The sequence below is a fragment of the Methylobacterium jeotgali genome, assembly GCF_022179345.1.
Taxonomy (GTDB): Bacteria; Pseudomonadota; Alphaproteobacteria; order Rhizobiales; family Beijerinckiaceae; genus Methylobacterium; species Methylobacterium jeotgali.
This window is the reverse complement of record NZ_BPQR01000022.1, coordinates 91,558-117,190: the sequence shown is the minus strand read 5'-3', so window position 1 is coordinate 117,190 and position 25,633 is coordinate 91,558. Positions and strand designations below refer to the sequence as shown.

General features: G+C 68.4%; 21 protein-coding genes and 1 tRNA gene. 10 read left to right on the top strand and 12 right to left on the bottom strand.

Going from position 1 to position 25,633, the window contains the following annotated elements; genetic code table 11:
• Nucleotides 1-96: 96 nt before the first annotated feature.
• From MFF04_RS07250 to MFF04_RS07240, 3 genes are all read right to left on the bottom strand, one after another.
• Nucleotides 97-3,276 carry a PAS domain-containing protein gene (locus MFF04_RS07250; protein WP_238274772.1) on the bottom strand — a complete coding sequence of 1,060 codons (3,180 nt, stop codon included), beginning with the start codon at nt 3,274-3,276 and terminating at the stop codon, nt 97-99.
• 269 nt (nt 3,277-3,545) lie between these two features.
• A complete protein-coding gene (gene cueR, locus MFF04_RS07245) occupies nt 3,546-4,022 on the bottom strand; it encodes a Cu(I)-responsive transcriptional regulator (protein ID WP_238274754.1) in 477 nt (158 codons plus the stop codon).
• Nucleotides 4,019-6,526, bottom strand: coding sequence for a heavy metal translocating P-type ATPase (locus MFF04_RS07240; protein WP_283206349.1), 2,508 nt, complete (start codon nt 6,524-6,526; stop codon nt 4,019-4,021). The genes cueR and MFF04_RS07240 overlap by 4 nt, the downstream gene beginning before the upstream one ends.
• Nucleotides 6,527-6,617: 91 nt before the next feature.
• Here MFF04_RS07240 and MFF04_RS07235 point away from each other — a divergent pair, with 91 nt between their 5' ends.
• Together MFF04_RS07235 and MFF04_RS07230 are read left to right on the top strand one after the other, a co-directional pair.
• The gene (locus MFF04_RS07235; protein ID WP_238274753.1) at nt 6,618-7,844 is read left to right on the top strand and encodes an acyl-CoA dehydrogenase family protein; all 1,227 of its coding nucleotides are present in this window, start codon (nt 6,618-6,620) and stop codon (nt 7,842-7,844) included.
• A 192-nt stretch (nt 7,845-8,036) separates the two neighbouring features.
• A complete protein-coding gene (locus MFF04_RS07230; protein ID WP_238274752.1) occupies nt 8,037-8,291 on the top strand; it encodes a PilZ domain-containing protein in 255 nt (84 codons plus the stop codon).
• A 12-nt stretch (nt 8,292-8,303) separates the two neighbouring features.
• On the opposite strand, the gene MFF04_RS07225 is transcribed toward MFF04_RS07230, so the two are convergent.
• Nucleotides 8,304-9,413, bottom strand: coding sequence for a hypothetical protein (locus MFF04_RS07225; protein WP_373319979.1), 1,110 nt, complete (start codon nt 9,411-9,413; stop codon nt 8,304-8,306).
• A 174-nt stretch (nt 9,414-9,587) separates the two neighbouring features.
• Here MFF04_RS07225 and MFF04_RS07220 point away from each other — a divergent pair.
• Nucleotides 9,588-9,663: transfer RNA gene (locus MFF04_RS07220), tRNA-Lys, on the top strand.
• 109 nt (nt 9,664-9,772) lie between these two features.
• Here the strand turns inward: MFF04_RS07220 and MFF04_RS07215 are convergent.
• The gene (locus MFF04_RS07215) at nt 9,773-10,384 is read right to left on the bottom strand and encodes a hypothetical protein (RefSeq protein ID WP_238274751.1); all 612 of its coding nucleotides are present in this window, start codon (nt 10,382-10,384) and stop codon (nt 9,773-9,775) included.
• Nucleotides 10,385-10,549: 165 nt separating this feature from the next.
• Between MFF04_RS07215 and MFF04_RS07210 the strand changes: the two genes are divergently transcribed.
• Nucleotides 10,550-10,885, top strand: a complete 336-nt coding sequence (locus MFF04_RS07210; protein ID WP_238274750.1) for a helix-turn-helix domain-containing protein — start codon at nt 10,550-10,552, stop codon at nt 10,883-10,885.
• A 202-nt stretch (nt 10,886-11,087) separates the two neighbouring features.
• Nucleotides 11,088-11,636 carry a hypothetical protein gene (locus tag MFF04_RS07205; protein WP_238274749.1) on the top strand — a complete coding sequence of 183 codons (549 nt, stop codon included), beginning with the start codon at nt 11,088-11,090 and terminating at the stop codon, nt 11,634-11,636.
• A 114-nt stretch (nt 11,637-11,750) separates the two neighbouring features.
• Here MFF04_RS07205 and MFF04_RS07200 read toward each other — a convergent pair whose 3' ends face one another.
• The 5 genes from MFF04_RS07200 to arsH form a co-directional block, all read right to left on the bottom strand.
• Nucleotides 11,751-15,149 (bottom strand): PIN domain-containing protein, encoded by a 3,399-nt coding sequence (locus MFF04_RS07200; protein ID WP_238274748.1) that lies wholly within the window; start codon nt 15,147-15,149, stop codon nt 11,751-11,753.
• A gap of 104 nt (nt 15,150-15,253) precedes the next feature.
• A complete protein-coding gene (locus tag MFF04_RS07195; RefSeq protein ID WP_238274747.1) occupies nt 15,254-15,706 on the bottom strand; it encodes a Het-E N-terminal domain-containing protein in 453 nt (150 codons plus the stop codon).
• A gap of 540 nt (nt 15,707-16,246) precedes the next feature.
• Nucleotides 16,247-17,260, bottom strand: coding sequence for a site-specific integrase (locus MFF04_RS07190; RefSeq protein ID WP_238274746.1), 1,014 nt, complete (start codon nt 17,258-17,260; stop codon nt 16,247-16,249).
• A complete protein-coding gene (locus MFF04_RS07185) occupies nt 17,260-18,366 on the bottom strand; it encodes a hypothetical protein (RefSeq protein ID WP_238274745.1) in 1,107 nt (368 codons plus the stop codon). The genes MFF04_RS07190 and MFF04_RS07185 overlap by 1 nt, the downstream gene beginning before the upstream one ends.
• A gap of 218 nt (nt 18,367-18,584) precedes the next feature.
• Nucleotides 18,585-19,331 carry an arsenical resistance protein ArsH gene (arsH, locus tag MFF04_RS07180; protein ID WP_238274744.1) on the bottom strand — a complete coding sequence of 249 codons (747 nt, stop codon included), beginning with the start codon at nt 19,329-19,331 and terminating at the stop codon, nt 18,585-18,587.
• Between the two features lie 50 nt (nt 19,332-19,381).
• Between arsH and MFF04_RS07175 the strand changes: the two genes are divergently transcribed.
• The 4 genes from MFF04_RS07175 to MFF04_RS07160 are packed head-to-tail and all read left to right on the top strand — an operon-like array spanning nt 19,382 to nt 22,672.
• Nucleotides 19,382-19,741, top strand: coding sequence for an ArsR/SmtB family transcription factor (locus MFF04_RS07175; RefSeq protein WP_238274743.1), 360 nt, complete (start codon nt 19,382-19,384; stop codon nt 19,739-19,741).
• Nucleotides 19,734-20,171 (top strand): arsenate reductase (glutaredoxin), encoded by a 438-nt coding sequence (gene arsC / locus MFF04_RS07170; RefSeq protein WP_238274742.1) that lies wholly within the window; start codon nt 19,734-19,736, stop codon nt 20,169-20,171. Before MFF04_RS07175 ends, arsC begins: the two co-directional genes overlap by 8 nt.
• 34 nt (nt 20,172-20,205) lie before the next feature.
• On the top strand, nt 20,206-21,501 hold the full coding sequence (locus MFF04_RS07165) for an arsenic transporter (RefSeq protein WP_238274741.1): 1,296 nt from the start codon (nt 20,206-20,208) through the stop codon (nt 21,499-21,501).
• Between the two features lie 7 nt (nt 21,502-21,508).
• Nucleotides 21,509-22,672: an MFS transporter gene (locus MFF04_RS07160; RefSeq protein ID WP_238274740.1), complete on the top strand. Its 1,164-nt coding sequence runs from the start codon at nt 21,509-21,511 to the stop codon at nt 22,670-22,672.
• Nucleotides 22,673-22,933: 261 nt separating this feature from the next.
• Here the strand turns inward: MFF04_RS07160 and MFF04_RS07155 are convergent, their stop codons facing one another.
• Nucleotides 22,934-23,149, bottom strand: a complete 216-nt coding sequence (locus MFF04_RS07155) for a helix-turn-helix domain-containing protein (protein ID WP_163584650.1) — start codon at nt 23,147-23,149, stop codon at nt 22,934-22,936.
• Nucleotides 23,150-23,263: 114 nt separating this feature from the next.
• On the opposite strand from MFF04_RS07155, the gene MFF04_RS07150 reads away from it, so the two are divergent.
• Nucleotides 23,264-24,469 (top strand): hypothetical protein, encoded by a 1,206-nt coding sequence (locus tag MFF04_RS07150; RefSeq protein WP_238274739.1) that lies wholly within the window; start codon nt 23,264-23,266, stop codon nt 24,467-24,469.
• 72 nt (nt 24,470-24,541) lie between these two features.
• Here the strand turns inward: MFF04_RS07150 and MFF04_RS07145 are convergent, their stop codons facing one another.
• A complete protein-coding gene (locus MFF04_RS07145) occupies nt 24,542-25,531 on the bottom strand; it encodes a replication initiation factor domain-containing protein (protein ID WP_238274738.1) in 990 nt (329 codons plus the stop codon).
• Nucleotides 25,532-25,633: the final 102 nt, after the last annotated feature.

The following is a 25,633-nucleotide window of genomic DNA, read 5'->3' as shown; positions in this document are numbered from 1 at the left end:
CGGCGCGAAGGGGGGCGATGGCGGCCAACCCCCTGGTCTTTCGAATCGTTCCGGAGACGGCGCCCCGCCGGCATGGCACATTCGTGGGGGCCCGCCTCAGCCGGCGACGAGCTCCCGGATGCGGGCGCCGAGCACGTCCACGGCGAAGGGCTTGGTCAGGACCTGCATGCCCGGCGCGAGATGGCCGTTGTTGAGCACCGCGTTCTCGGCGTAGCCGGTAATGAACAGGACCTTGAGGTCCGGGCGCGTGACGCGGCCGGCATCGGCCATCTGGCGCCCGTTCATGCCGCCGGGCAGCCCGACATCGGTGATCAGCAGGTCGATGCGCATGTCCGATTGCAGCAGCTTCAGCCCGGCCATGCTGTCGGCGGCCTCGATGGCCGTGTAGCCGAGCTCTTCCAGCACGTCGGCCACGAGCATGCGCACCGTCGGCTCGTCGTCGACGACGAGCACGGTCTCGCCCTGCTCGGCGCGGGCCGGCGCGCCGAAGGCGGCCAGCGGGTCGGTGGGCTCGGCGTCGCCGAGGTAGCGGGGCAGGTAGATGCACATCGTCGTGCCCTCGCCGGGCTCCGAGTAGATGCGCACCTGCCCGCCCGACTGCTTGGCGAAGCCGTAGATCATCGACAGGCCGAGCCCGGTGCCCTGGCCGATGGGCTTCGTCGTGAAGAACGGCTCGAAGGCGCGAGCCACCACCTCCGGCGACATGCCGGTGCCGGTGTCGGTGACGCAGAGCGACAGGTATTGACCCTCCGGCATATCATGCAGACGGGCGGCGGCGTGGTCGAGCCACTTGTTCGCCGTCTCGATGGTGATGCGGCCGCCTTCCGGCATGGCGTCGCGGGCGTTGATGCAGAGGTTGAGCAGCGCGTTCTCGAGCTGCGAGGGATCGACCAGCGCGGGCCACAGGCCGGAGGCGCCGACCACCTCGATCTGGATCGCCGGCCCGACCGTGCGGCGGATCAGGTCCTCGATGCCGGCGACGAGGGCGTTCACGTTCGTCGGCTTCGGGGCCAGCGTCTGGCGGCGGGAGAAGGCGAGCAGGCGATGGGTCAGCGCCGCCGCCCGGCGCGCGGCGCCCTGCGCGGCCGTCATGTAGCGCTCGATGTCGTTGATCCGGCCCTGGCTCAGGCGGGTCTGGATCAGCTCCAGGCTGCCGGAGATGCCCGCGAGCAGGTTGTTGAAGTCGTGGGCCAGGCCGCCGGTGAGCTGCCCGACCGCCTCCATCTTCTGCGACTGGCGCAGGGCGTCCTCGGTCTCGGCGAGGCGCGCCTGCTCGCGGATGCGCTCGGTGACGTCGGTGACGAACTGGTAGGCGCCCTGCACGGCGCCGTCGGCCCCGCGCAGGGTGCTGTAGCGCATCTCGTAGTGGCGCCGGTCGCGGTCGGGATCGCCGAACTCCGCGACCTCGGTGAACTCCTCGCCGGCCAGCGCCCGCGCCCAGATCCGGTGCACCGCCTCCCGGTGCTCCGGCAGGTGATCGAGGAGGTCGAGAGGTGAGGCGCCGAGGCTCGGCCGCGCCCCGTAGATGCGCTCGAACTCGGCGACCGCCGCCCGGTTGATGGCGAGCCAGCGGAACTGCGGATCGAGGATCTGCACGAAGGCGTCCGTGCCCTCGATGATGTCGGCGAAGAGCTTGCGCTCGGCCAGTGCCTCGGCGACGCGCCGCTCCAGCGTCTCGTTGAGGCGGCGCAGCTCCGCCTCGGCCCGGCGGCGGGCGGTGATGTCCTGGAACAGCACCGCGACCTCGCGCCGGCTCGGCGGCTCGACGCGGAAGGAGGAGACCTCCAGGAACCGGCCCGTGGCCACGAGCTCCTGCTCGAAGCGGATCGGCCGGCCGTTGAGGAGAACCGGCCGGTAGCGCTGGAGCCAGCCCTCGGCCTCCTCGGGCACCATCCCACGCAGCCGCTGCCCGACGACGTCCGGGATGCCGGCATGGCGGGTGTAGGCGGGATTGGCCTCGACATGGACGTAGTCGCTCAAGGGGCCGTGCGGCCCGTCGATGAACTCGATGACGCAGAAGCCCTGGTCGATGGAGTTGAACAGCGTCCGGTAGCGCGTCTCGCTCTCGGCCAGCGCCCGGGCGACGCGGTTCGTCTGCGTGGCGTCGTAGCCGCCGACGAAGATGCCCGTCACCTGCCCGGAATCGTCGCGGGTCGGCTGGTAGAGCAGGTCGATGATCCGGTCCTCGTCCTCGCCGGCGAGCCGGACGGGCATGGCACGGGCCGAGAACGGCTCGCCGGTGGCGTAGACGCGGTCGAGAAGCTCGAAGAAGTTCTGGCCCGCGAGATCCGGGAAGACCTCGCGTACGGGGCGCCCGATGAAGTCGCGGGGCCCCGCGATCGCCACGTAGGCGTCGTTGACGTACTCGAAGACGTGGTCGGGGCCGGCGAGCAGGGCGGCGAAGCCCGGCATCTGCTGGAGGCTGGTACGCTGCCGCTCGACCTCGCGGCGCACGCGCAGCTCGTTGCGCAGGCGCTCGGTCTCGTTGCGGAAGATCTTGATGAACCCCCGCGCCCGCCCCTGGGCGTCCGGCGGCAGCGGATGCACGCTGCCATCCGTGTAGACCTGCGTGCCGTCCCTGGCGACGTGCCAGCGTCCCCCGCTCGCGGAGCCCTCCTCGAGGGCCCGGGCCCGTTCGCGGGCGTCGGCGCCCGCCGCCCGGTCCTCGGGGGTGAACAGGATCGAGACCGGCCGGCCGACCGCCTCCGCCGCCGTCCAGCCGAGGATGGTCTCGGCGCCCGCCGACCAGCTCGTCAGGCGGCCGTCCGGGTCGGTGGTGAGGATGGCGTGGTCCCTCGCGCCCTCGATGACGACGCGCAGCCGCTCCTCGCTCTCGCGCAGCGCCGCGTCGCCGAGCACCCGGTCCGTGGTCTCGTTGGTGAAGATGAAAAGGCCCGCGACCCGTCCCGCCGCGTCGAGCACCCGCGAGTAGGAGAAGGTCCACCAGGTGTCGCGGGCGCCCCGGTCGGTGTCGAGGGTCCAGGGCAGGTCGACGAAGCGCTTGGCGCGCCCCTCCATCGCCGCGTCGATGATCGGCTTGGCCTGGGCCCAGCCGTCGGCCCAGACCCGGTCGAAGCGCTCGCCCATCGCCCAGGGCAGGCGGGGGCCGAGCAGCGGGAAGTAGGTGTCGTTGAAGAAGAAGTGCAGGTCCGGGCCCCAGGCCAGGATCATGCTCTCCGGGGAGTTGAGCACGAGGCTGAGCGCCGCGCGGAACTCCGGCGGCCAGGTCTCGGGGGGCCCGAGCGGATGGCCGGTCCAGTCCCGCGCGCGGATCATGCGCGCGGCCTCGCCGCCGCCGGACAGGAAGGCGAGAGAATCGCTCTTGTGATCGGTCTTGCGATCGCCTTCGGGATCGACCTTGGGATCGCTCACGCGCCCGCGCGCCTCCGGAGGCCGGTCGCGGAGAGGGTTCTCGGGGCGCTGCAGTGCCTTGAACTCGGACTCATCGGCCTCGTGACCAACCAGGGACGGGCGGGGCGCCTCCCGAGCGGTCCCGACGGGCCCCGTGTCTGCCACAGGCGGGCGCGGGCGCAAACCGCCTCCGGTCACGCCTCCGGGTCGCGGGCGCGGGCCGCGGCCGGCCGCCCGCGTCCGAACAGCGGCGCGCCGGAGCCACCGGGCGCCTTGGCCGGGCTCGCATCGGCGAGGCTCTCGACGATCGGGCAGTCGGGCCGGCCGTCGCCGTGGCAGCGGGAGGCGAGCTCGGTGAGCGTCCGGCTCATCGCCTGAAGCTCGGCGGCCTTGCGCTCCAGCGCCTCGACATGGGCGAGCGCCAGGCGCTTCACGTCGGCGCTCGCGCGGTTGCGGTCCCGCCACAGGGCGAGGAGATCGCCGATCTGCCCGACCGTGAAGCCGAGGTCGCGGGCCCGGCGCACGAAGCGCAGGGCGTGGACGTCGCTCTCCGCGTAGTCCCGGTAGCCGGATTCGGAGCGGTCCGCGGGCGCGATCAGCCCGGTGCTCTCGTAGTAGCGGATCATCTTGGCCGACACGCCGGAGGCGCGGGCCGCCTCGCCGATCTTCATGAAGTCCTCCCTGGGGTCCTCCCGGTACGCACGCCCGCCGCAGGCCGCCACCGCGTCAGGACGAGGGCGTTGGCGAGCACGCTGACGCTGGAGAAGGCCATCGCCGCCCCGGCGACCACCGGGCTCAGCAGGCCGAAGGCGGCGAGCGGCAGGCCGATCACGTTGTAGGCGAAGGCGAAGGCGAGGTTCTGGCGGATCCGCGCATCGGTCCTCCGGGCGATGTCGAGGGCGTCGGCGGCGAGCACCGGGTCGGCCCGCATCAGGGTGATGCCGGCCGCCTGCACCGCGACCTCGGTGCCGCCGCCCATGGCGATGCCGAGATCGGCGGCGGCGAGCGCCGGCGCGTCGTTGATGCCGTCGCCGACCATGGCGACGCGGTGTCCCTGCGCCTTCAGCCGGCCGATCTCGGCGGCCTTGTCCTCCGGCAGCAGGCCCGCCGCGACCCGGTCGAGCCCCAGCCCGCGGGCGGTGGCCTCGGCGGCGGCCTGACCGTCGCCGGTGAGCATCACCGAGGCGATGCCGGCGTTGCGAAGGGCCGCCAGCGCGGTCCCGGCGCCCGGCCGCAGGCCGTCGCCGAAGGCGAGGAGCGCCAGGATGCGGGGGGAGGGCCCGATCTCGGCGAGCCAGGAGACCGTGCGTCCCTCCGCCTCCAGTGCCCAGGCCCGGCCGGCGAGGGCGCCCGGCGCCGCGCCGATCTCCTCCATCAGGCGGCGGCTGCCCAGCGCAAGGTCGCGCCCCTCGACGCGGGCGCAGACGCCCCGGCCCGGGAGGGCCCGCACCATCGAGGCGGGGGCCGCAGCGATCCCCTCGGAAGCGGCGCGCTCGGTGACGGCGCGGGCGAGGGGATGGGCGCTGCCGGCCTGCACGGCGGTGGCGAGCCGCAGGGCCTCCGCCCGCGCGGTCCCCTCGGCCGGTTCCAGGGCGGCGAGCGTCGGGCGGCCCTCGGTCAGGGTTCCGGTCTTGTCGAAGGTGATCGTGTCGATGCCCCGCGCCGCCTCGAGCACGCCGGCATCGCGGATGAGGATGCCGTGGCGGGCCGCCGCGCCGGTGCCGGCCATGATCGCGGCGGGCGTGGCGAGCCCGAGCGCGCAGGGGCAGGCGATGACGAGCACCGAGACGGCGGTGACCAGCGCCGTCTCCAGCCCGGCGCCGACCACCAGCCAGCCGAGGAGGGTAAGTGCGGCCAGCCCGAGCACGGCGGGCACGAACACCGCGCTCACCCGGTCCACGAGGTGCTGCACGGGTGCCTTGGCGCCCTGCGCATCCTCGACCAGCCGGACGATGCGGGCGAGCCGCGTCTCCGCCCCGACCGCCCGGACCTCGATCACGAGAAGGCCGTTGCCGTTGACGGCGCCGCCCGTCACCGCGTCGCCGGGACCCTTCTCCACGGGCAGGCTCTCGCCGGTGATGAGCGCCTCGTCGAGGGCGCTCTCGCCCTCGCGGACGGTGCCGTCGGCGGGCACCCGCTCGCCGGGCCGCACGACCACGCGGTCGCCGACCCGCAGGATCGCGGCCGCGACCTCCTCCTCGCGCCCGTCGGGATGGCGCAGGCGCGCCCGCTCCGGGCTCAAGCTCGCCAGCGCCCGGAGCGCCGAGCCGGTGCGGCGGCGGGCGCGCGCCTCGAGCGCCTTGCCGAGCAGCACCAGGGCGATCACCACGGCGGAGGCCTCGAAGTAGAGATGGCCGCCCCGCCAGAGCCCGTACAGGCTGAGCCCGTAGGCGGCGGAGGTGCCGAGGGCGACGAGCAGATCCATGTTGCCGGCGCCCGCCCGCAGCGCCGACCAGCCGGCCCGGTAGAAGCGGGCGCCGAGCCAGAACTGTACAGGGGTGGCGAGCCCCCACTGGACCCATCCGGGCAGCATCCCGTGGACGCCGAAGGGCGCGAGGAGCATCGGCGCCACGAGCGGCAGGGCGAGAAGCAGGGCGAGCCCGACCTGCATTCGCTCGCGGTCGAGGCCGGCCGACGCGGCGGGTTTCTCTCCGGCGACCGGAGCCCCGGCGTCGAGGGGCCTCGCCTCGTAGCCGGCCGCCGCCACCGCCGCGACGAGATCGGCGACCGCGACGGCGCCTCCGAGCGCGGTGACGCGCACCCGCTCCGCGGCGAGGTTGACGGCGGCCCCGACGACGCCGGGCACCGCGCCGAGCGCCCGCTCGACGCGGCCGGCACAGGAGGCGCAGGTCATGCCCGCGACGGCGAGGTCGTGGGTCTCGGTCGGGACGGCGTAGCCCGCCTCCTCGACAGCGGACGCGATCGCGGCGGCGGGAAGCCCCACAGGCGCGATCAGGCTCGCGCGCTGCGCGGCGAGGTTCACCGCCACCTCCCGCACGCCGGGCAGCCCGGCCAGCGCCCGCTCGATGCGTCCCGCGCAGGCGGCGCAGCTCATGCCCTCGATCGGAAGGCGCAGGCGGCCTGCGTCCTCGGGGGCGGCGGTGTCGTCACGGTCCGGCAGGGCCGAAGGGTCGGGGTCTCGCAACATGCCGCGTGAGATGGAGCTTCCCATCATGGGAAGGTCAAGGGGGTGGGAACCGGCACGGACCGGCGCCGTTTGACGCCGCACGCCCTCGAAGGCGCGACGAGAGAGAGGCGGAGGCGGCATGACGCAGCGGGAGATCAAGGAACCGCGCCCGCCGGAGCTGCTGCCGCCGTGGCGGAGAGAGGCCCGTGTCGCCCTGCAGCAGGAGGCCCGCGCCTTCGCCCGCGACACCGTGCTGCCGCTCGCCGACCGGCTCGACCGGGAGAAGGCCGAGATGCCCCGCTCGCTGATCGAGGCGATGGCGGAAAAGGGCTGGTTCGGCATCACCATCCCCAGGGAGCATGGCGGCCTCGGGCTCGGCGTATTCGAGTATTGCCTCGTCTCGGAGGAGCTCGCCCGGGCCTGGCTTTCGGTCGGCAGCATCCTCGCCCGCGGGCAGGGGCTCGGCACGCAGACTCTGGACGAGGAGCGCCGCCGCACGCTTCTCGCCAAGTCCGCCCGCGGAAAATGGATCGGCGCCATCGCGCTGTCCGAGCCCGGCGCCGGCTCCGACCTCGCCGGCGTCGAGACGCGGGCCGTGCGCGAGGGCGACGCCTGGGTGCTCACGGGCACCAAGCGCTGGGCGGGCTTCGCGCTCGCGGCCGACTTCGTCGAGGTCCTCGCCCGCACCCGCGACCCGGAGCCCGGAGAACCGCGCTCGGCGGGGCTCGAGCCCTTCCTCGTGGTCAAGGAGCCCGGCACCTTCCCCGTCGGCATGACCGGGCACCCGATCGACAAGATCGGCTATCACGGCTTCCTCACCTGGCAGCTCGAACTCGACGGGGTGCGGGTGCCCGAGAGCGACCGCCTCACCGGGCTCTACGGCGACGAGGGCGCGGACGCGGATTCCGGCGGCTTCGCCTCGGTGCAGCGGGGCCTCAACATCGCCCGCGTCCATACCGCGGCCCGCGCCGTCGGCGTCGCCCGCGCGGCGGTCGAGGACACCCAGGCCTACCTTCAGGAGCGGGAGCAGTTCGGCCACCCGATCGGCGACTTCCAGGCTCTGCGCTTCGCGCTGGCCGACATGGCGGCGGAGGTGGCTCAAGCCCGCGCCTTCTGGCAGCAGGTCGCCCACCTGCTCGACCAGGGCGAGCCGGCCGAGAGCGAATCCGCGATGGTGAAGCTGCTCGCCACCGAGATGGCGGTGCGGGTGACGAACCAGGCGATGCAGCTCCACGGCGGCAACGGCTACACCACCGAGCGCCGGGTCGAGCGATACTGGCGCGACGCGCGGCTGACGACGATCTTCGAGGGCACCAGCGAGATCCAGCGCCGCATCGTCAGCGACCGGATGCTGCCGCGCTCCTGAGCCCAAGCCTGCGGCATTCCGGTCGTCACAGACCGGCGAGCCCGCGCAATTTGAACGATCCGCGGAACGGGCTCTGAAAGGTTCGCGCGCAATCTGAATTCAAGGCGCATTCCCGACCGGGACGATGCCGTCACCGAAACCGAACGCCGTCCGCGAGGCGGACCGGCATGCTCGCAGAGGAATCCGCCACCGATGCAGGACCGCCGAGCCGCGCCGCGCCATCGCGTCGACGAGAGCGCCGTCATCGCCGTCGACGAGCACCGCTCGATCGCCTGTCTCGTCTACGATATCTCCGCCAGCGGGGTGCGGCTGACCATGCCCGACACCTCGGACGTGCCGGAGACCTTCCTCCTCTCCTCCCGCCATCTCGCCGACGCCCGCGTCTGCGTGGCGGTCTGGCGCACGGCCGAGGAGATCGGCGCCGCCTTCGAGCGGCCGGCCGCCTAAGGATCGCGGCCCTTACCGGGGCCTTGCGAGCACCCGGTAGAACCCGTCAGGATCGTCGCCCCCGCCGGCCCGCGCGGCGGCGAGCGCCGCGACGATGCGGGGCGCCACCGGCAGGCGGTAGTGCAGGGCGTCCCAGTAGTTGGCGTCCCGCGTCGTGACCGGGGAGGGGACACGGAAATCGACCACGCCCGCCCCCCGCGCCCGGCCGATCGCGGCGACCCGTGCCTTGCAGTCGGCCTCGCGGGCGGCCCGCTTCGAGCCCGGCACGGGCTGCGCGGCGACGTGCACGGGCATGAAGGCGACGAGGCGCAGCGTCTCTTCCGGCAGCGCGGCGAGCAGCTCGTCGAGCCAGCCGAGCGCCGGCATGGCCTCGCCCTGCGGCGCGGCCTCCGTCTCGGCCGGCGGAGCGTCCTCGACGGCGCTGCCGCCGCCATGGATATGGGCGGCCGCGCGGGCGGCGTCGTAGGCCGCCTCCGGCGGCGTGAAGACGCCGTAGCCGTCCGCCCGCAGCCGGGGCTTCTCGAGTCCGAGCCGGGCGAGCAGCACGCGGCCCGCCACGGTCAGCGCCTGCCAGTTCGCCTGGCGCAGCACGCCGAAGGAGGGATCCGGCTCGTAGAGCCAGGGCGGGAAGGGGCGGAACGTCGTGCGCCGCCGGTCGGCGTCGGCGTCGCACCAGGTGGCGTCGAGGGCGAACAGCACCGCCTTCGCCGGGCCCTGCCGCAGGAAGAGCCGGGCGAGGCTCGCCTGCTCCCAGGGCGTCGCGGCGTTCATGGCGAGGTTGGCGAAGCGGTGCTCGAAGGCCGCGTCGAGGTCGCGCGGATCGAGCAGGCGCGCGGTGGAGGTGCCGAACACCGCCGCGTCGTAGGCGCCCGAGCGCACCACCTGGGGGTACATGAAGCGCTGGTTGCCATCCATGAGCGGGCCCGGCATCCGCCCCGGCGCCGCCCGCAGGCCATAGGGATCGAGCAGCGCGATCCCCGCCACCGCCGCGAGTCCGAGAACGAGCGCGAGCCCGAGGAACCCCGCGCAGAAGCACCGCCAGGCATCGCTCCCCGGCGCCCCGGCGCGAGCCGGGTGCTCCGGGGCGGACAGGACCGAACGAGGCAGGCCGGGCGCAGGCATCGCCGACGGCTATAGGCCCGCAGCCGCCGGAACGGGAGGGCCCGCGCGCCCCTCCGCCCCGCCTCCGCGGCGCCCGCGCGCGATTGACCGCGGCAGGCCGCTCACCTATGCCAGCCCCGCCGTCCGGACGCGCCCAGAGCGCTTCCCCACCGGCACTCCGCCGGCTCCCGGCGCGAGCGCGTAGCTCAGTTGGTAGAGCAACGGACTTTTAATCTGTAGGTCCTGGGTTCGAGTCCCAGCGCGCTCACCAATCCTTTCAATGACTTAGCTCATACGCGAGAAATCGTATCAGGAGTCGTGTCCGCATTGCGTCCGCATTTCATGAGAGGATTACACTGAGGCTCGTTTGGAACAGGACGTTATGGGGCGCGCTTCTCCGGTTCAGGCGCGCCTCCCATGGCCTCCTTCCGCGCGGCAGATAGGGACGGCAGCGCGAAGGTCCCTTGAAGGCTCGATAGGGTGTTGGCTGGCCCATAGAGGGTGAGCCGGCTGCCATCTCTGAGAGCGAATCGGAACCTACCAGCCTCCGGGGGTACGAAAGGCTTCAGCCACTCGCCGTAGGTCCCAGCCGGGATCACCAAGCAGTCCTTCGTGCTGTCGACCCACCGACGATCCTGCTGCTTGAAGGCGTCGATCGCCTCCTTTGCCAGCCACGGCGTCGCGCACGCCGGCATCTCGGCCACGGTTAGAATGAGGGGGTAGCCCGACGCCGTCAGGATCGCATCGCTCATGTCCAATCGGAGGCCGAAATCATAGGCCAGTTTGGGCTGCGCATCGTAAGGCGCAGGCATGATGTAGGCCCAGGGCGAAACGGGCTCGACCGATCCGGCGGTTGGCTTTCCCGTCGGCTCGTTGCCCGCTGCTGAACGACCGTTCGATCCACTACCGCCTTCGGGAGGTATCAAAGTTCCCAGCGACGCTAGCGCGATGATCGCGGCCAAGGTGCCGAGAACCCAGTGACGAGTGGCCATGTAGCTACTGTTCCGACCGGCAGGCCAAGCCGAGTTACGATAGTGGCCCTTCTTCGTATTGAGATTACGGAAGGTTGCAAGTGAATTACCGTACACCGCAAACCCGTAAGTATCTTCCATGAACGATGCGTGGCGTTGGTTCTAGAGCAGCCCTTGGAGGGCTGAATGGCCGATCTGCGCATACGCTTCGGGCGATTGGTGGCGGCTCACCGGCGGCGGCTCAGCCTGACGCAAGAGGCTCTTGCCGAGCGAGCCGGCATCAGTGTGGACATGGTCTCGAAGATAGAGGTCGGGGCCACTGGGGCACGCTTCCCGATGATCGAGCGCCTTGCGGAGGCTCTTTCGATCGATCCCGCCGAACTCTTCACCACGGAAGTAAGCGGCGGGCGCCTGCGTGACGAGCGCTTCAGCGCCATCACGACCCAGCTCGCACGCCTGCCGAATCATGATCTGATCTGGATACAGGGCGTGATCGACGCTGCGCTCCGCCCGCGTGGATAACCAACGCAATCGAACTGGGTCAAAAACTGCTCATTATCGTGCAATTAACTGCACAGAAGCAGATCTGGCGTAAGGGAACGCTAGAAGCCCGCTGTACGAATCTTAGCGTGACCCTGAGCGCTCACCCTTCACACGCCATTGGCGAGCGAGCGATAGTCCGAGCGATCCATGAGCTAGACAGCCCCGCCTCGGACCTTCCTGCATGCCCCATCCGACACTCTCGCCGGAACAACTTATTGAGGTCGTTGTGGATCTGGCACGAGAGCCTAGACGCTTCTACGAGTTGGCCCTCCGGCTCCGCGAGCTCCACGATCAGGATCAGGCTGCCTTCAATGCGGCTATCCGAGACCGTTCGATCCGTCGAAGGCGGGCGTACGAGCTTCTGCGAATCGCGAACGCTTTTGCCGACGCGGGTTTGGCGGTGGAGCGGTTGGAGGCGATCGGCTGGACCAAGCTTGCCCTCGTCGCCAAGCGTCTTTCCGACCTTGAATCGAAGGGTGAGGGCGGGATGCAGATCGAAAGTTACATCGATCTGGCAGAAAGGCACACGGTTCACGAACTCCCTGCCCGCCTCGCGATGATGGTTGAGCCTCTGAACACCCGGCTTGTATCACTCTGGCTGACTCCAGAGGAGTACGAGGTGTATCGAGTGAGCATGATCGCGCATGGTGCTACGGCGCATGGCAAGGGGCTCAGCGGCCAGGAAGCTGCCCTCATGAAGCTCCTCAGCGAGGCAAGTTCAAAGACCTGAATTGACCCTTTGCGGTCCTCGTGTATCGCAAAATCGAAGGTCTGCTTTACATTCCTAAGCCGGCACTATTCACGGCGACAGGAACTCGACGGGCGGTCGGATCGCGGAGCGGGATCAAGCCTTTTGACCGGTCAATTGCTCGACTTGGATAAAGTGCCCCCTCAGCCAATCGCGCAGGTACCGCCGGAAGGCGGCCGTCCTTGGGGCGTAGTGGATCAAGCGCCGCAACCATTCGAGCCAGTCCTCTCGCCGGCCCCGGAGGAATGCTTCGAACACCAAGCCCGTCGCCGCTTTCCTTCTCAGGATGGGTAGGTCGCCGTCGTAGTCCCAAACTGCCTTGAGGAACTCGACGACCACCATGAGGTGGGAGGTCATCTCCGCGCCGCTCCCCCCGATATACCTCAGGGCAGCCTTGAGGCGGTACAGCCGGTCGTCGTCCTGCCGGCAGATCTCATGGAGGGCATCGCCCTTGAGCGACACGAAGGAATGCTGACGGACCGCCAGCCCGACCACGGCCGTGCCATAGGCGGCCATAGGCAGCACACCAGTCTCGGCCGCGGTCATCAAGACCACCTGCATCCAGACGCCTTCGCACCCGGTCGCCGCCGTGGCCCAGGAACGGTAGCGTGCATCGTCCGAGAGCAGGGGCACACCGTGCTCTTGCGCGAGGAAGGCTGCGTCGAGGAAGCTCGAACCGGCCATCTCAAGCATGGTGTCGGCGACTTCGGACGTCTTGTCCGGAACCAGGACCGAGTGAATCTCGCACGCTGCGACGATCTTGTCCCGCCCCGCCTCAAGCACCGCGATCTGAGAGCGGAGGAAGTCGTCGTCGACCTCATCGCGGTAGAATTGGCCCTCATGCCAGGACATCGTCATCTGGCGATGGCCGATGCCCTGACGCTGCTTCTCGATCATGCGCTCGATCATGTGGATGCAGGATGCAGGAGCGTGCAGCGTTCCGAACCAAGACCTCAGCCTCGGCAGCAGGTCCATCTCCGCGGCGACCCACGCCGTATAGGGATCCAAGACCGCGCCGCGCCCGCGCGCCGCCAGGGCCATAGCGCAGGCCGCCTCTCGTTCTTTGCCGTCGCCCGTGCAGGTGGTGACGTCTGCGCCGAGCGTCCTCACGTACTGCGCAAAGCCGACCGGATCGCCCCCGAGCGCACGGGCCACCACTGTCAGTGGCAGATGCTGATCGACGTAGAGCCTGGCGGTTCGCTCGTTATGCTCCGCAGACCTTCGCACCATCGCCAGCGCCGCCGAGACGTCACCTTCCGGCATGGTGAACCGCGACAGTCCCGGCGTGCCGGGGAACCGGATCTCGAACTCGTCGATGATCTGATGGTGGAGCTGAAGGTACTTTCCGTGGACCGACGCGACCGTCCAGGTCTCGGGGTCGGCTCCCATTTTCGGGATCTCGAACGTATCGCCCTGTCGCTTGCCTGTGACGAGCCTCGCGATGGGGCTGCCCGGCGTCTCAACCGGAATGCCGAAGAACTCGGGTCCTTCGTCGATGGCAAAGGACCGACGTGCCCCCATAGGTCCTTCGAGCGCGACGAACGCGCCCAGGCCGGCCTCCTTCATCCGGAAGCCCGGTCCCCCATTCCGGAGAAGCCCGAGGCCGACGTACCCCAGGGAGACATCGGCGCGGTCGGGGTGCTTCCTGACGAGGTCATAAGCCGCTGCGTAAGCGTCCTCTCGATTCCCGGCCGCGGCGACCTGCGCGATCAGCATCATCGCATGCTCGGGCGCTCCCTTCATGCGTTCGAGCGGTACCGACCTCAGGAGCTTGCGAGCGGCCTTCGCCTGACCGGAGCGCCGCATCGCCTCGACAAGACGCAACGTCACGTAGGTATCGTCTTCCTCGGCGGCGCGCAGGCGACGCAGCAGGGCAAGCGCATCGGGCACCTTGTCGAGATCGAGCAAGACGCTGGCATGGGCCCGCGCCATCTCATGGCTCGACCGGACCGTCGCCGGCAGGCTCTCGAAGAAACGTAGGTTCCTGGGACGATGAGGCCGCTCGTTCGCGTGCGCGATGGCGAGCCACGCGTTCTCCCGCTCGTATCCCTGGGCCGGCACGTGGCCGTCCAGCAGCTCGATGATATCGGACGGGGTGCCGAGATCACGGGCGAGGCTTGCCACCATCAGCCGGCCGGCCATGTGCGTGTCGGCATCTACGCAAGCGAGCGCGTCCCTATAGGCGCGCTCGGCCAACGCGACGTTGCCGGTCTCGGTCGCGACGCGAGAAACGAGCACGAGCGCTCGCGGGCTATGGGCGAATTCGGTCACGAGATCTTCGAGGACTGGCGCGTCCGCCGATCGTGCTCTCACCTCCGCCAAGCGGCATATGGCGTCGACCACCGGTCGCTCGAAGTCCGGAACGTTCGCGACCGAGAAGCGCTCGGCTGCCAGATCCCATCGTCCGTCCTGCACGTGGATGTAGCCGGCATGGAAGGCCAAATTGGCGTCGTTGGGAAGGCGGTCGATCAGGCGGCGCCCGAGTTCCATATCGCCGTACGAGAGTGCGACCATGACTGCGTTCAGAAGCACATCGTGCTCCGCGAAACCGGCATCCGCAATCCGCGTCGCCCTCTCGACCGCCCTCTCGCCATCGTTGAGGATGTGGTGGGCGATCATGGCACCCACGAGCGCCTCGACGCCATTCTCGAAGCGGCTCCGCAGGCTGAACTGTCTGGCCGTCCAATGCGCGTCGAGCACCTCGACGGCGAACTGAAGCCGCCGACGCTGGTCCTCGGTCGGCAGGTGGGTACGCTGTACGCGCTCGTCGCGGCTGATCTCGTCGAGATCCGCGAGGGCGAAAACGAACGCCAGATGCTTCGAACTCGGGAACAGTTCCAAGCCCCGCCGGGCCAACCCCCACCATACAGGGCGGTCTTCGCGCCCGCGATGGAAGGCAATTTCCCCGGCGGCCACCTCTTCGCACCCGCGGATGCCTTCCGGGACATCGGCGAGTGGATGTTCGATCTCGGGGAGTTGGACGGCAAACTGAGGCAGGTAGGAGGCGAGGGTCTTGTTCGTCGGGTCCCGTCGCAACTCCTCAGCAGCATAGTCATAAGCGGCGCGCGCCTTGCCGCGCACGAAATAGGCGAGCGCGCGGTTTGCCACGGCACGCTGGTCCGTGGGTGCCTCGTCGAAAGCATCGAGCAGCCACCGACTGGCGCTCTCGCCGTCGTCGAGCGCGAGGTGCCGATGACCGATGTTCGCTTTCACGCGGAAGCGGATCGCGCCGCTGGCGGAGACCGGAAGCTCCTCAAGCAGTTCCTGGAACCCCCGTAGGGCCACGTTCGGATCAACCTCGGCGGCTTGGTCACGGAGCCGGTCGATCCGCTTGTCGAAAAACTCTTCTAGCGGGTCCGACGACGGCGGTCCGTCGCTCGGGGTGATGATAGATATGCTGGGCGGTGCACCGACCCGCATCTTCTCCGCGACCAACGTAGCGAAGACATCAAGATCGACTGCCACCGACGCGTAGGTCGGCGAGCTGCCGGGCAAAGCGAAGAAGGTATCGCGCCCGGAACTTGAATTGATCGAGGTGTTATTGACGACCTGTTCGGACGTTCGATGCGGCGCGCCGTGTGGATTCCACGGCGCGCCACTCAGTTTCCCGAGCGGTTGCCCGGATCCATCTTGACGTTGCTGAACGTGAAGTCGCCGTCCGACCGGGATCGGACGCCGATTTCCCGTGCATCCTCGACGTTGTCGATCAGCACGCTGCCGCCGACGTCGAGGTCCAGCGCGATCCTCGCGTGCGCGATGGTTTCGCGGGCGGCCCCGTCCTGGCGCATCGCGTCCAAGAAGGTCTGCAACACAGGCTGAAGCTCCTCGGCCTCGTCAGGCCGGAGGTCAGGAATGGCCAGCGCCAGTTCCGCCTTGCCTTCGTCCCGGGTCTCGGCAGCCTCCAACTTCTGCGTCGCCTTGGCCGCGCGGCGCCCGAACAGGTCTCCAACCTTCCCCTTCAGGGCCTGATAGGCGTCCTTGGTCATCTCCTTCACGGTCGCATCGGCGACCAGCCTGCCCCCTGCGATCAGGGCCGTACTCAGCAGCGACACGTCTAGCGACATCGGGCGTGATCCATCCCAAAACTAAGAACAAAATAGGCACGAATCACTTTGGCGGAAAGCCCTGGACGTCCTGATGGGGTGGCGTCGAGAAACGTGTGGCGTAATCGCGCTTTGCTTCACGCTGCTGACGTACCTCGACATCCATGGCCAATGCCAGACGGCGGAAGGCATCTGAGTTGCCTTGGCTCCGGTACCATTGCTACCACTAGGTGGCCGCAAGCCCGCGCTTCCCGAACCTCGCGAGAGGATGCGCTCCGGCGTCGCCATGCACCGCCGTCGCGAACGTCGTTCAGCGGCCGGTTGAGACAGGCGGTGCCTGATTTCGTGCGAGCCTCGCACGCCGGACACCGCCTGATTTTGCTTCAGCCGAATCACAACATGTTGTGGCCGCCCAGGTTCATACGGACTGCAAGTCTGTCCGACTTTGGCTCAAGAGCCAAACTATGTGCGGCCAAAAATGATGGTCCGCAAATGGCGTGAAGCTGCAACAGTTATCTACGGTGATCGATCGCGATTTGGCTTGGAGACTCACAACAAGATACCGGCCGGATTTTCAACGAATATTTCGCCAATTCTTATGTAGTGGGCAAGCATGGCATCTGATGCGTGTCCGGTTTGCGCTCGAATCTTCCACGACGGCACTCCTATCTGAGCGGCACTCGTCGCGAAGCCGGCCCTCAGGCTGTGACCGGAGTAGGAGTTTGGATCGATGCCGACGGCAGCAACCCGCCGTTTGACGATCACCGACACGGCCTCCCCTGACAGCCTCTCCGCACCCACGCTCCCGCCGCGCGTGATCGGCGAGAACAGCGGCCCGCGCGTTCTGCAGGATAGCGTGATCCATCGATCGAGCGCCTGAACAGGGCCGTGACGGGTCCGACCATGTGGGATGCCGACGCGGCGTCCCTCTCCAGCCTGATCCGTCTTCGATCGGCGAAGGTGGATGACGATGCCCTGACGCACGGGCTCGATGTCGGCATGGTCCAGCCCGACCAGCTCAGAACGGCGGAACCCGCCCGCGAAGCCGATCAGCAAGAGGGCACGGTCCCGGACATCCCTCGTGGCCGTACCCATCCCGTCGAGGACTGCAAACAGTTCCTCCCGTAGGAGGGGCTTGGCCTCCTTGCGAGGAACGCTCCTCGATCGGCGAATGCCCCTGAGTGTCGCCCGCACGATCTCATCGCTGACGGGCGTCGGCGCTCCGATCGCCGCATGCGCCTTTGTGATGCTCGCCAAGCGCCGCTTTAATGTGGCGATGCGGAGCGTCCCGGCACAATCAGCAAGGTAGCGTGCGACTGTCTCGGCGGAGGAGGGGATCACCCCACCCCAGCCGGCGAAGTGATCAATATCAGAAAGGTAGGCTCTCCGGGTGTTCGGAGAGAGGCTGAGCCGGACGAATTTGGAGACCTGATCAGGTGCAGTCATGCAATTAATTGCACGGACCTGTGTGCAATTATCGTCAATGGCCAAGCTTCGATCGGCCGGCTGGGAAGGCTCCGATAAGAGAGGGTTATCCGGGGTAATCGCGACGGGGACGCGCATCAGCGTGTCTCCCCGCCTGCCATCGACGCGGCGTACAGGCGGCCACGGATCTCGTTGAGGTGATCGAGGTTCGCCCGGATCGCATCGACCAGTGGCACCACTCCCGCTTGAGGCACGCCCTCGCGCATAAGGTCGTTCTCCATGCCGAGGGCTTCGAGCGCCTCCGACTGGTCCCAGGTGAGCCGACGCGTGATCGGAGTGGCATCGGCGTAGAAGGCCGCGACCCACGCCGTCTGGCGGTGGCGGAATTCGGGGACGTGGTGCTCCAGGCAGGTCCGCACCGCCTCGTTCTCCCGAGACAGGAGCGTGATCGCGCGCTTGCCGATGCGGGTGTGCTTGTCGAAGGCATAGGCGGGGATCTCGCCCAGCATCGGCGAAGGGGCGGTGTGGGTCTCGCGAACGCTGGGGTGCTCGCCACCAAAGGCCGACAGCCAGATCAAGGGCACCATCAAGGTGATGGGCTCGCGTGTGCGAAGGGCCGCCGTGCGGGTCACTGCTGCGAGCCGGTCCGGGACGCCGAGCAGCCGGAAGGCGTTGATGAGCCCTGACAGGTCACCCCGACCGACGCGCTTCTCGCCGGTCCACTCGATCCCTGAGGCATACCATGCCGCGGTGGCCCGAACCGGCAGAGGCACACTCTCGTCCATGACCATGCCGATGCGATCGGCGACCGTCCGGCTCCCGATGGTCTCGCGGGCCTCCTCCAGCGAGGGATGATTGCGAGCCGAGCAGATCAGGTAGTCCGACGAGCGGTCCTTCGTTGCCAGTGCCAGACGACGGGCCAACCAGACAGCGACCTGGGCGTCGGAACCGGCTTTGGCGCGCAGGTCCTTGTCCGTCCCGAAGGCGACCACATCAGCGAGCGCTTCGACGCAACCCGCCCCGACGTCCTCGAAGGCGATGACCATGAAGCGGCGCCAGATGGTCGAGCCTCGCAGATCGAGGAGGGTGAGCGCGGCCCGAGCAGCGAGATCGGCATCCCCCCGGCGGATGGCCTTCTGCAGGAGGCTGCTGACGAGCCAGTGATCAACGGCGAGAGGTCGAACCGCATCTGAGGCAGAAGAGCCCACCAACGGCAGGGCATGAGGGATCATGAGTGATGTCACGATGTTCTCCCGGCATAGGCGGGGAGAACCGGACCATCCGATCCCTAGATCGATACTAACTTGTTGCCCTGGTTATGCAATTTTTGCTCTCAACACACCTGGAAGCGGATGTGGCAGCCTTGGACGGCAATGACCGAGAAGGATGGCTTCCTGCCGTTCAGCTTCTGGACAGTAAGCGCATGGAAGCGGACCTCGCTTGCCGGCCCGCATGCCCGCTCTCAGCGCTTCACAAAGCCGATGTCGGCGGCCACCGCGCTCAGCCGATCCGGCTCGCGCTCCTTCCGCTCGCTGTAGCGGTCGACCAAGTCATCGGCCCGCTCGCGGGTCAGGAGCGTGAACTTCATCAGCTCCTCGCACACGTCCACGACCCGGTCGTAGAGCGGCCCCGGCTTCATCCGGCCGGCGTCGTCGAACTCCTTGTAGGCCATCGGCACGGACGACTGGTTCGGGATGGTGATCATCCGCATCCAGCGGCCGAGCAGGCGCAGGCTGTTCACCGCGTTGAAGCTCTGCGAGCCGCCGGAGACCTGCATCACGGCAAGGGTGCGCCCCTGGGTCGGCCGGACAGAGCCCTCGGACAGGGGCAGCCAGTCGATCTGGCTCTTCATCACGCCGGTCATGTTGCCGTGCCGCTCGGGGCTGACCCAGACCTGCCCCTCGGACCAGATCGACAGCTCCCGCAGCTCCTGCACCTTCGGGTGGTCGGCGGTGCTGTCGTCCGGCAACGGCAGGCCGTGCGCATCGTAGATCCGCACCTCGCCGCCCATCGCCTCCAGCAGGCGCGCCGCCTCGTGGGCCAGGAAGCGGCTGAACGAGCGCTCGCGCAGGGAGCCGTAGAGGATCAGGAACCGGGGCGCGTGGGTGAACGGCGCTGCCGCCCGCACGCCTTCGCGGGTCGGCACCACGAAGTGCGCCGGGCTCAGGTTCGGCAGGCCATCGGCGAAGGGCAGGGCGGGCTTGTCCAAGGGGCGGCTTTCTAATACGTTCAAGCAGTAATTTGAAGATTGTATCGCAAATGCACGAACCGCAAGCCCTCGCAGCGTTCGCGGCCCTCGCGCAGGAGCATCGCCTGCGCCTGGTGCGATCGCTCGTGACCGCCGGGCCGGACGGCATGGCCTCGGGCGTGCTGGCCGAGGCGGTCGGCGTCTCGGCCGCCATCGTGTCCCATCACCTCAAGGAACTGAGCCACGCCGGGCTGGTCGCCTCGCGGCGCGAAGGCCGCTCGATCATCTACAGCGCCGCCTACCCGGTGCTGTCCGACCTGATCGCCTTCCTCATGCGCGACTGCTGCCAGGGCCGCCCGGAAGTCTGTGCCCCGGCGATGGCGGCGCTGGCCACGTGCTGCCCCCCAAACGGAGAGACCGCCCATGCCTGAGCCGTTCGATGTCGTGATCTACCACAATCCCGAGTGCGGCACGTCCCGCAACACCCTGGCGATGATCCGCAACGCCGGCGTCGAGCCGCATGTGGTCGAGTACCTGAAGACCCCGCCGAGCCGGGCGCTGCTGGTGCAGCTCCTCGCCCGCGCCGGCCTGGGCACCCGCGACGTGCTGCGGGAGAAGGGAACGCCATTCGCTGAGCTAGGCTTGGGCGACCCGGCGCTGACCGATGCGCAGCTTCTGGACGCCATCGAGGCGCACCCGATCCTCATCAACCGCCCGCTGGTCGTCTCGCCCAAGGGCGTGCGCCTGTGCCGGCCGTCCGAAGCCGTGCTGGACCTCCTGCCGGTGCAGCAGGGCGAGTTCGTCAAGGAGGACGGCGAGCGGGTGGTGGACGAGCACGGCCGCCGCGTCGCCACCGCCTGAGCCGCACGCCTGCCAACAAGAAGAAACCGCCCGGATGCTCGCCCTCGCCCTCTTCTTCGTCACCCTCGTGTTCGTCATCTGGCAGCCCAAGGGCCTGGGGATCGGGTGGAGCGCCCTGGCCGGCGCGGGCGTCGCCCTCGCCACGGGCGTGATCCATCCGGGCGACATCCCGGTGGTCTGGCACATCGTCTGGGACGCCACCTTCACGTTCGTGGCGCTCATCGTCATCTCGCTGCTGCTGGACGAGGCCGGGTTCTTCCATTGGGCCGCCCTGCACATCGCCCGTTGGGGCGGCGGCCGGGGCCGGCGGCTGTTCCCACTGGTGATCCTGCTCGGCGCGGCCATCGCCGCCGTGTTTGCCAACGACGGCGCGGCGCTGCTGCTCACCCCCATCGTGCTGGCAATCCTGCTCCGGCTCGACTTCAAGCCGGCGGCGTCCCTGGCCTTCATCGTCGCCTGCGGGTTCGTGGCCGACTCGACCTCCCTGCCGCTGGTGATCTCCAACCTCGTCAACATCGTCTCGGCGAACTTCTTCGACGTGACGTTTGGACGGTACGCGGCCGTGATGGTGCCGGTGAACCTCGTCTCCCTGGCGGCGACCCTGCTGGTGCTGTGGGCCTACTTCCGGCGCGACGTGCCGGCGGCCTACCCCGTGGAGGCCCTGGAACGCCCGGCCGAGGCCATCCGCGACCCGCTGGTGTTCCGGGCGGCGTTCCCGCTGCTGGGCGTGCTCCTGCTCGCCTACCTCGTGACCGCGCCGTTCGGGGTGCCGGTGTCGGCCGTCACCTGTGCCGGCGCGGCGGTGCTCCTGCTGCTCGCCAACCGGGGTGGGACCATCCCGATCCGCAAGGTGCTGACCGGAGCCCCCTGGCAGATCGTCCTGTTCAGCCTCGGCATGTACCTGGTGGTCTACGGCCTCCGGAACGCCGGCCTGACTGACGAGCTGGCGAAGAGCCTGACCTGGCTCGCCTTGCACGGCCCGTGGGTCGCCACCGTCGGCACCGGCTTCGCCGCCGCGATCCTGTCGTCCGTCATGAACAACATGCCGAGCGTCCTGATCGGGGCGCTCTCGATCCAGCAGGCGCCGGACCTGTCGCCGCTGACCCACGAGCTGATGCTCTACGCCAACGTGATCGGCTGCGACCTCGGGCCGAAGTTCACGCCGATCGGCAGCCTCGCCACGCTGCTCTGGTTGCACGTCCTCGACAGCAAGGGCCAGAGGATCACCTGGGGCCAGTACATGAAGGTCGGGCTGGTCATCACCCCGCCGGTGCTGCTGGTCACGCTGCTGGCGCTCGCAGCCTGGCTGCCGCTGCTCGGAACCCGGTAGGCGGCCCGTGTCCGAGGCCCGGCGCTGGCCGGTGATCTCCGCCCTCGGCGTGGTGCAGATCCTTACCTGGGGATCGTCCTTCTATCTGCCGGCGGTCCTCGCCGGCCCTGTCGCGGAAAGCACAAGCTGGCCGCTTGCCGGGGTGGTCGGCGGCCTGTCCCTGGGCCTGCTGGTCGCCGCGTTCGCCTCGCCGCATGTCGGCGCCGCGATCCACCGTCACGGCGGCCGCCCGGTGCTGGCGCTGGCGGCACTCCTGCTCGCGGCCGGGCTGACCATGCTAGCCCTCGCCCCGGTCCTGCCGGTCTACCTCGCCGGCTGGCTGCTGCTCGGCCTCGGTATGGGCTGCGGGCTGTACGATCCGGCGTTCGCCACTCTCGGCCGGCTCTACGGCGCGGAAGCGCGGCCGGCGATCACGTCGCTGACCCTGTGGGGCGGGTTCGCGAGCACCGTGTGCTGGCCCCTCTCGGCGTTCCTGGTCGCGCATGTCGGGTGGCGTGGCGCCTGCCTGGCCTACGCAGGACTGCACCTCGCGGTCACCCTCCCACTGGTGCTGCTGCTGATCCCGACGGCCCCTGCGCTGCCGGCGGCGACGGGTCACCACCCGGCCGACACCGGACCGCTGTCCGGCGCGGAAAGGCGGGCGTTCCTCCTGTTCGCCGGGGTGCTGATCCTCGGCGGCGCGATCATGTCGCTGGTGTCGGTGCACCTGCTGACGCTCCTGCAGGCGCGGGGCGTCGCGCTGGCGTCGGCCGTCTCCTACGGGGCGCTGATCGGTCCGGCACAGGTCGGCGCCCGCATTGTGGAGATGTCGTTCAAGGGCCAGCACCATCCGTTGTGGACGCTGACCGCCGCCCTGGGTCTGGTCGCCCTCGGCTTGGTGCTGCTCGCCTTTGGCCTCCCCGGTGTGGGGGTCTGGCTGGTGCTCTACGGCGGCGGCAACGGGATCTATTCGATTGCGCGAGGGACGGTGCCCCTGGCCCTGTTTGGCCCCGTGCGCTACCCGCTTGTGGTCGGCCGCTTGGCCCGGCCGGGGCTGATCGCGCAGGCGCTCGCCCCGCCAGCCGGCGCGTTCGTGCTAACCCACGCCAGCCCGAATGCCCTGTGGTGGCTGTTGCTCGCCCTAAGCCTCGCCAACCTCGGCCTCGTCGGATCGCTCTGGCGGGCGCGATAGCTGATCTTACCGCGTCATTCGCCCCGACCTCTGATCTGAGCCTTCCGCTGGCGAGTGGCGAACGACCGCTTTCAGGAAGGCCAAGCGCCTCTCCGAAAGTCCGGCATGGGTCGATAGCAGGCGATGATGCGAGGTCCGCTTCCGTGCTAGCCCTCGGCACAGAAACTAGGCGCTTCCCCGCCATTAGTGCAATTAATTGCACGATCAGATGCGACAGTTTCGAGGGGTCGGTAGACCCGTGTGGAAGGCATTCACATAATTTCAGGCCTGGCGCCGCCTCACAAGCTGGTCGATGTCCGTCCCCAACACCAACGCGATGCGATCGAGGACGGCAATGGTGGGATTCCGCTTCCCGCGCTCGACGCCGCTGAGATAGGTCTGATGGACCTGAGCCAGATGCGCGAGTTCCTCCTGCGAGAGGCCGCGCTCCCGCCGGGCGTTCTGCAGATTCAGGCCGACACGGACCCGCACATCCATGAGGCCATGGGCGCGAGCGGACCGATTGCCTCCATAGACTATGAGTCATAAACGTCAGCGCCGATCACGACGACGCGGGCTGTTGACGGAGCGTCGTTCTGGAGGACGCCCAACATGTCACTCGCCTCCCGACATGCTGTCCCGACGCTGCTTCGTGATGAGGGTCCCGCCCAGCCCCTCCAGCGGGTCATGCTCGGAAAGGACGTGGAGAGCGGAGACCGGCGCGAGGCCTTCATCCAGGACCTGATCCACCGCCATCCCGAGGTCATCCCCATCACGGAGATCGAGCCCGCCTTCTCGCCGCTCATCTCGATCTGCCGCGAGCTGCCCACCTCGGCAGGCTTCCTCGACAACCTCTGGCTGACCCCGAGCGGAGGCATCGTCCTCGGTGAGGCCAAGCTCTTCCGGAACCCGGAGGCGCGGCGGGAGGTGATCGCGCAGGCCCTCGACTACGCCCGCGCCATCGGGTCATGGCATTACGACGACCTGGAGCAAGCCGCTCGAAAAGCGGCCCGGCGTCCCGATCTCTGTCTCTGGGACATGGTCCGGGACAGTTCCGACCTCGATGAGGCGTCCTTCGTTGACGCCGTCGAACGGCGACTGCGTCAGAGCCGGTTCCTCGTGCTGATCATCGGTGATGGAATCCAGGAAGGCGTCGAGGCGCTGACCAACCACCTTCAGCTCCACGCAGGCCTGCATGTGGGCTTGGCCCTCGTCGATCTCTCGATCTGGAATATCGGAGAGGGGCTTCTCGTTGTCCCCCGCATCCCCCTTCGTACGTTGCTCGTCGAGCGCGGGATCGTCCTCTTCGCACCCGACGCGGGGGTACAGATTCAAGCGCCGACCCGGATGGGCACCGCCGAGAAGGGTACCTCACCGAAACCCTACACAGCCTCGGAGCCGGAGTTCTACGAGCAGCTCGACCAGCGTCGCCCCGGTCTTTCCGCCAAGCTGCGGCCCTTCCTCGACGGCTTGGTCGAGCTCGGCGTGACCCCTGAGTTTCGGCGATCGGTCGTCCTTCGCTGGCAGGCAGGGCCCGACATCACGGGCTCCCTCGGCTACGTCGACATCGATGGCCGGGGTTGGTTCGGAGATGCCTGGAACACGGCAGTGAGGCTTGGGCAACGGGAGGCCGGAGACCACTACCTTCAGACCCTCGCGGGCTTGATCGGCGGCTCTGTGCGTCGGTACGACAAGAGCGCTCCCCGCGTGCTCGGCCCGGATGGCAAGGTCGTGGATGTCGATCCGCTTCTGGACCGGGCTCCCGCATGGCAGAAAGCCATGACCCAGCTCGTCACGACCTTAACCGAGGTATCGTAGGCGCCCCTTCGGTTCCGGATGTGACCTTAATTGCAGTACGGCGAAGCTTGCCGCTGAACGCACTCAGCGGTCTCAAGGCTTGAAGGCTGTGAGACGGGATTCCTCTACGATCTCCTGCCAGTGCTCCCAGAGATCAGCGGGTTGCCACCAGGGCTGGGGGTGGGACTTGAGATAGGCTCGGTACTTGAGCCGTCGCTCCTTGGGGAGCAGCGCAAGGGCTGCCGTTAGGCCTCTCACCTGAACGCTGTCCCCGAACATGGCCCATTCCCAGGTTTTCATACCGGGCGCTGGCGGCGGGAGGGGCTTCGTCATCACAAGGCCCGCAAAGGGGTTGGCGAGCTTGGCGAGGTCAGCCAGGCCGTGGAACTCGGGGTTCCTGAGCCGACGTTCAATGCGGATTTTGGTCGGACCTGTCCATTTTTGCTTCTTCGTCAGACGTTTGGCTTTGACGTTGTAGATAGAGGTCTGATTTCCCTTCTTCCCGAGATGGATGGTTTGAGCATGCCCATCGACACCCCAAGTCGTGCTGGTGAGGCCTTGCTTAGGGAGACACAGTAAATCTCCGATCCTTACGCCCGTGACATCCACCGCAACATCGATGCGTGTGACATGCCCATTAGTCACCACGTACTCCCAGCCATCCGGTACGACGCTATCCATGTAAGCGCCGAATTCAACGAAACCATCCTCCCCTAGCTTGCGCGGGTTGAACTCCAGACGGATCAGCTCTGCCTTTCCGTTGTGGCCACGGTACTGGATCAGAGGGCGAGCAGCGGTGCTATCTAGGTGGACGAACCTTGCGTCCTGGTACCCCTTGGATGCCTCAGGACCTGCCTTATTGAAGGTCCCCTTGTCATAGAAGGCAACCCATAGGGCGTTGTGGATGTCTACGGCCTCGGCTTCACTGGCAGGCTTCACCACAATGCTGATCTTGTCGATGAAGGGGTCTGACACCGTGATGGGTGCAGCAACCTTCCCCTCTAGCAATTCGGGTGACAGGATGGTTTTCGACCCAGTTTCTTTCTTGTTAGAAGCGCCTTTGGGGACGATCTTGACCGGCATCCTGCCTAACCCTGCGTTGCCACGCCCGACCGACCATAACGGTCGGAACAGCTCGAAGCGGATGGGCAATCTGGACCTTACCGTTAGGCACGGTGTTGCCCC

Coding starts and splice junctions, on each gene's coding strand:
- MFF04_RS07250 (WP_238274772.1), bottom strand. CDS start 3,276: ATGATCCGCGCGCGGGACTGGACCGGCCATCCGCTCGGGCCCCCCGAG.
- cueR (WP_238274754.1), bottom strand. CDS start 4,022: ATGAAGATCGGCGAGGCGGCCCGCGCCTCCGGCGTGTCGGCCAAGATG.
- MFF04_RS07240 (WP_283206349.1), bottom strand. CDS start 6,526: ATGATGGGAAGCTCCATCTCACGCGGCATGTTGCGAGACCCCGACCCT.
- MFF04_RS07235 (WP_238274753.1), top strand. CDS start 6,618: ATGACGCAGCGGGAGATCAAGGAACCGCGCCCGCCGGAGCTGCTGCCG.
- MFF04_RS07230 (WP_238274752.1), top strand. CDS start 8,037: ATGCAGGACCGCCGAGCCGCGCCGCGCCATCGCGTCGACGAGAGCGCC.
- MFF04_RS07225 (WP_373319979.1), bottom strand. CDS start 9,413: ATGCCTGCGCCCGGCCTGCCTCGTTCGGTCCTGTCCGCCCCGGAGCAC.
- MFF04_RS07215 (WP_238274751.1), bottom strand. CDS start 10,384: ATGGCCACTCGTCACTGGGTTCTCGGCACCTTGGCCGCGATCATCGCG.
- MFF04_RS07210 (WP_238274750.1), top strand. CDS start 10,550: ATGGCCGATCTGCGCATACGCTTCGGGCGATTGGTGGCGGCTCACCGG.
- MFF04_RS07205 (WP_238274749.1), top strand. CDS start 11,088: ATGCCCCATCCGACACTCTCGCCGGAACAACTTATTGAGGTCGTTGTG.
- MFF04_RS07190 (WP_238274746.1), bottom strand. CDS start 17,260: ATGCGCGTCCCCGTCGCGATTACCCCGGATAACCCTCTCTTATCGGAG.
- MFF04_RS07175 (WP_238274743.1), top strand. CDS start 19,382: ATGCACGAACCGCAAGCCCTCGCAGCGTTCGCGGCCCTCGCGCAGGAG.
- arsC (WP_238274742.1), top strand. CDS start 19,734: ATGCCTGAGCCGTTCGATGTCGTGATCTACCACAATCCCGAGTGCGGC.
- MFF04_RS07165 (WP_238274741.1), top strand. CDS start 20,206: ATGCTCGCCCTCGCCCTCTTCTTCGTCACCCTCGTGTTCGTCATCTGG.
- MFF04_RS07155 (WP_163584650.1), bottom strand. CDS start 23,149: ATGGATGTGCGGGTCCGTGTCGGCCTGAATCTGCAGAACGCCCGGCGG.
- MFF04_RS07150 (WP_238274739.1), top strand. CDS start 23,264: ATGTCACTCGCCTCCCGACATGCTGTCCCGACGCTGCTTCGTGATGAG.
- MFF04_RS07145 (WP_238274738.1), bottom strand. CDS start 25,531: ATGCCGGTCAAGATCGTCCCCAAAGGCGCTTCTAACAAGAAAGAAACT.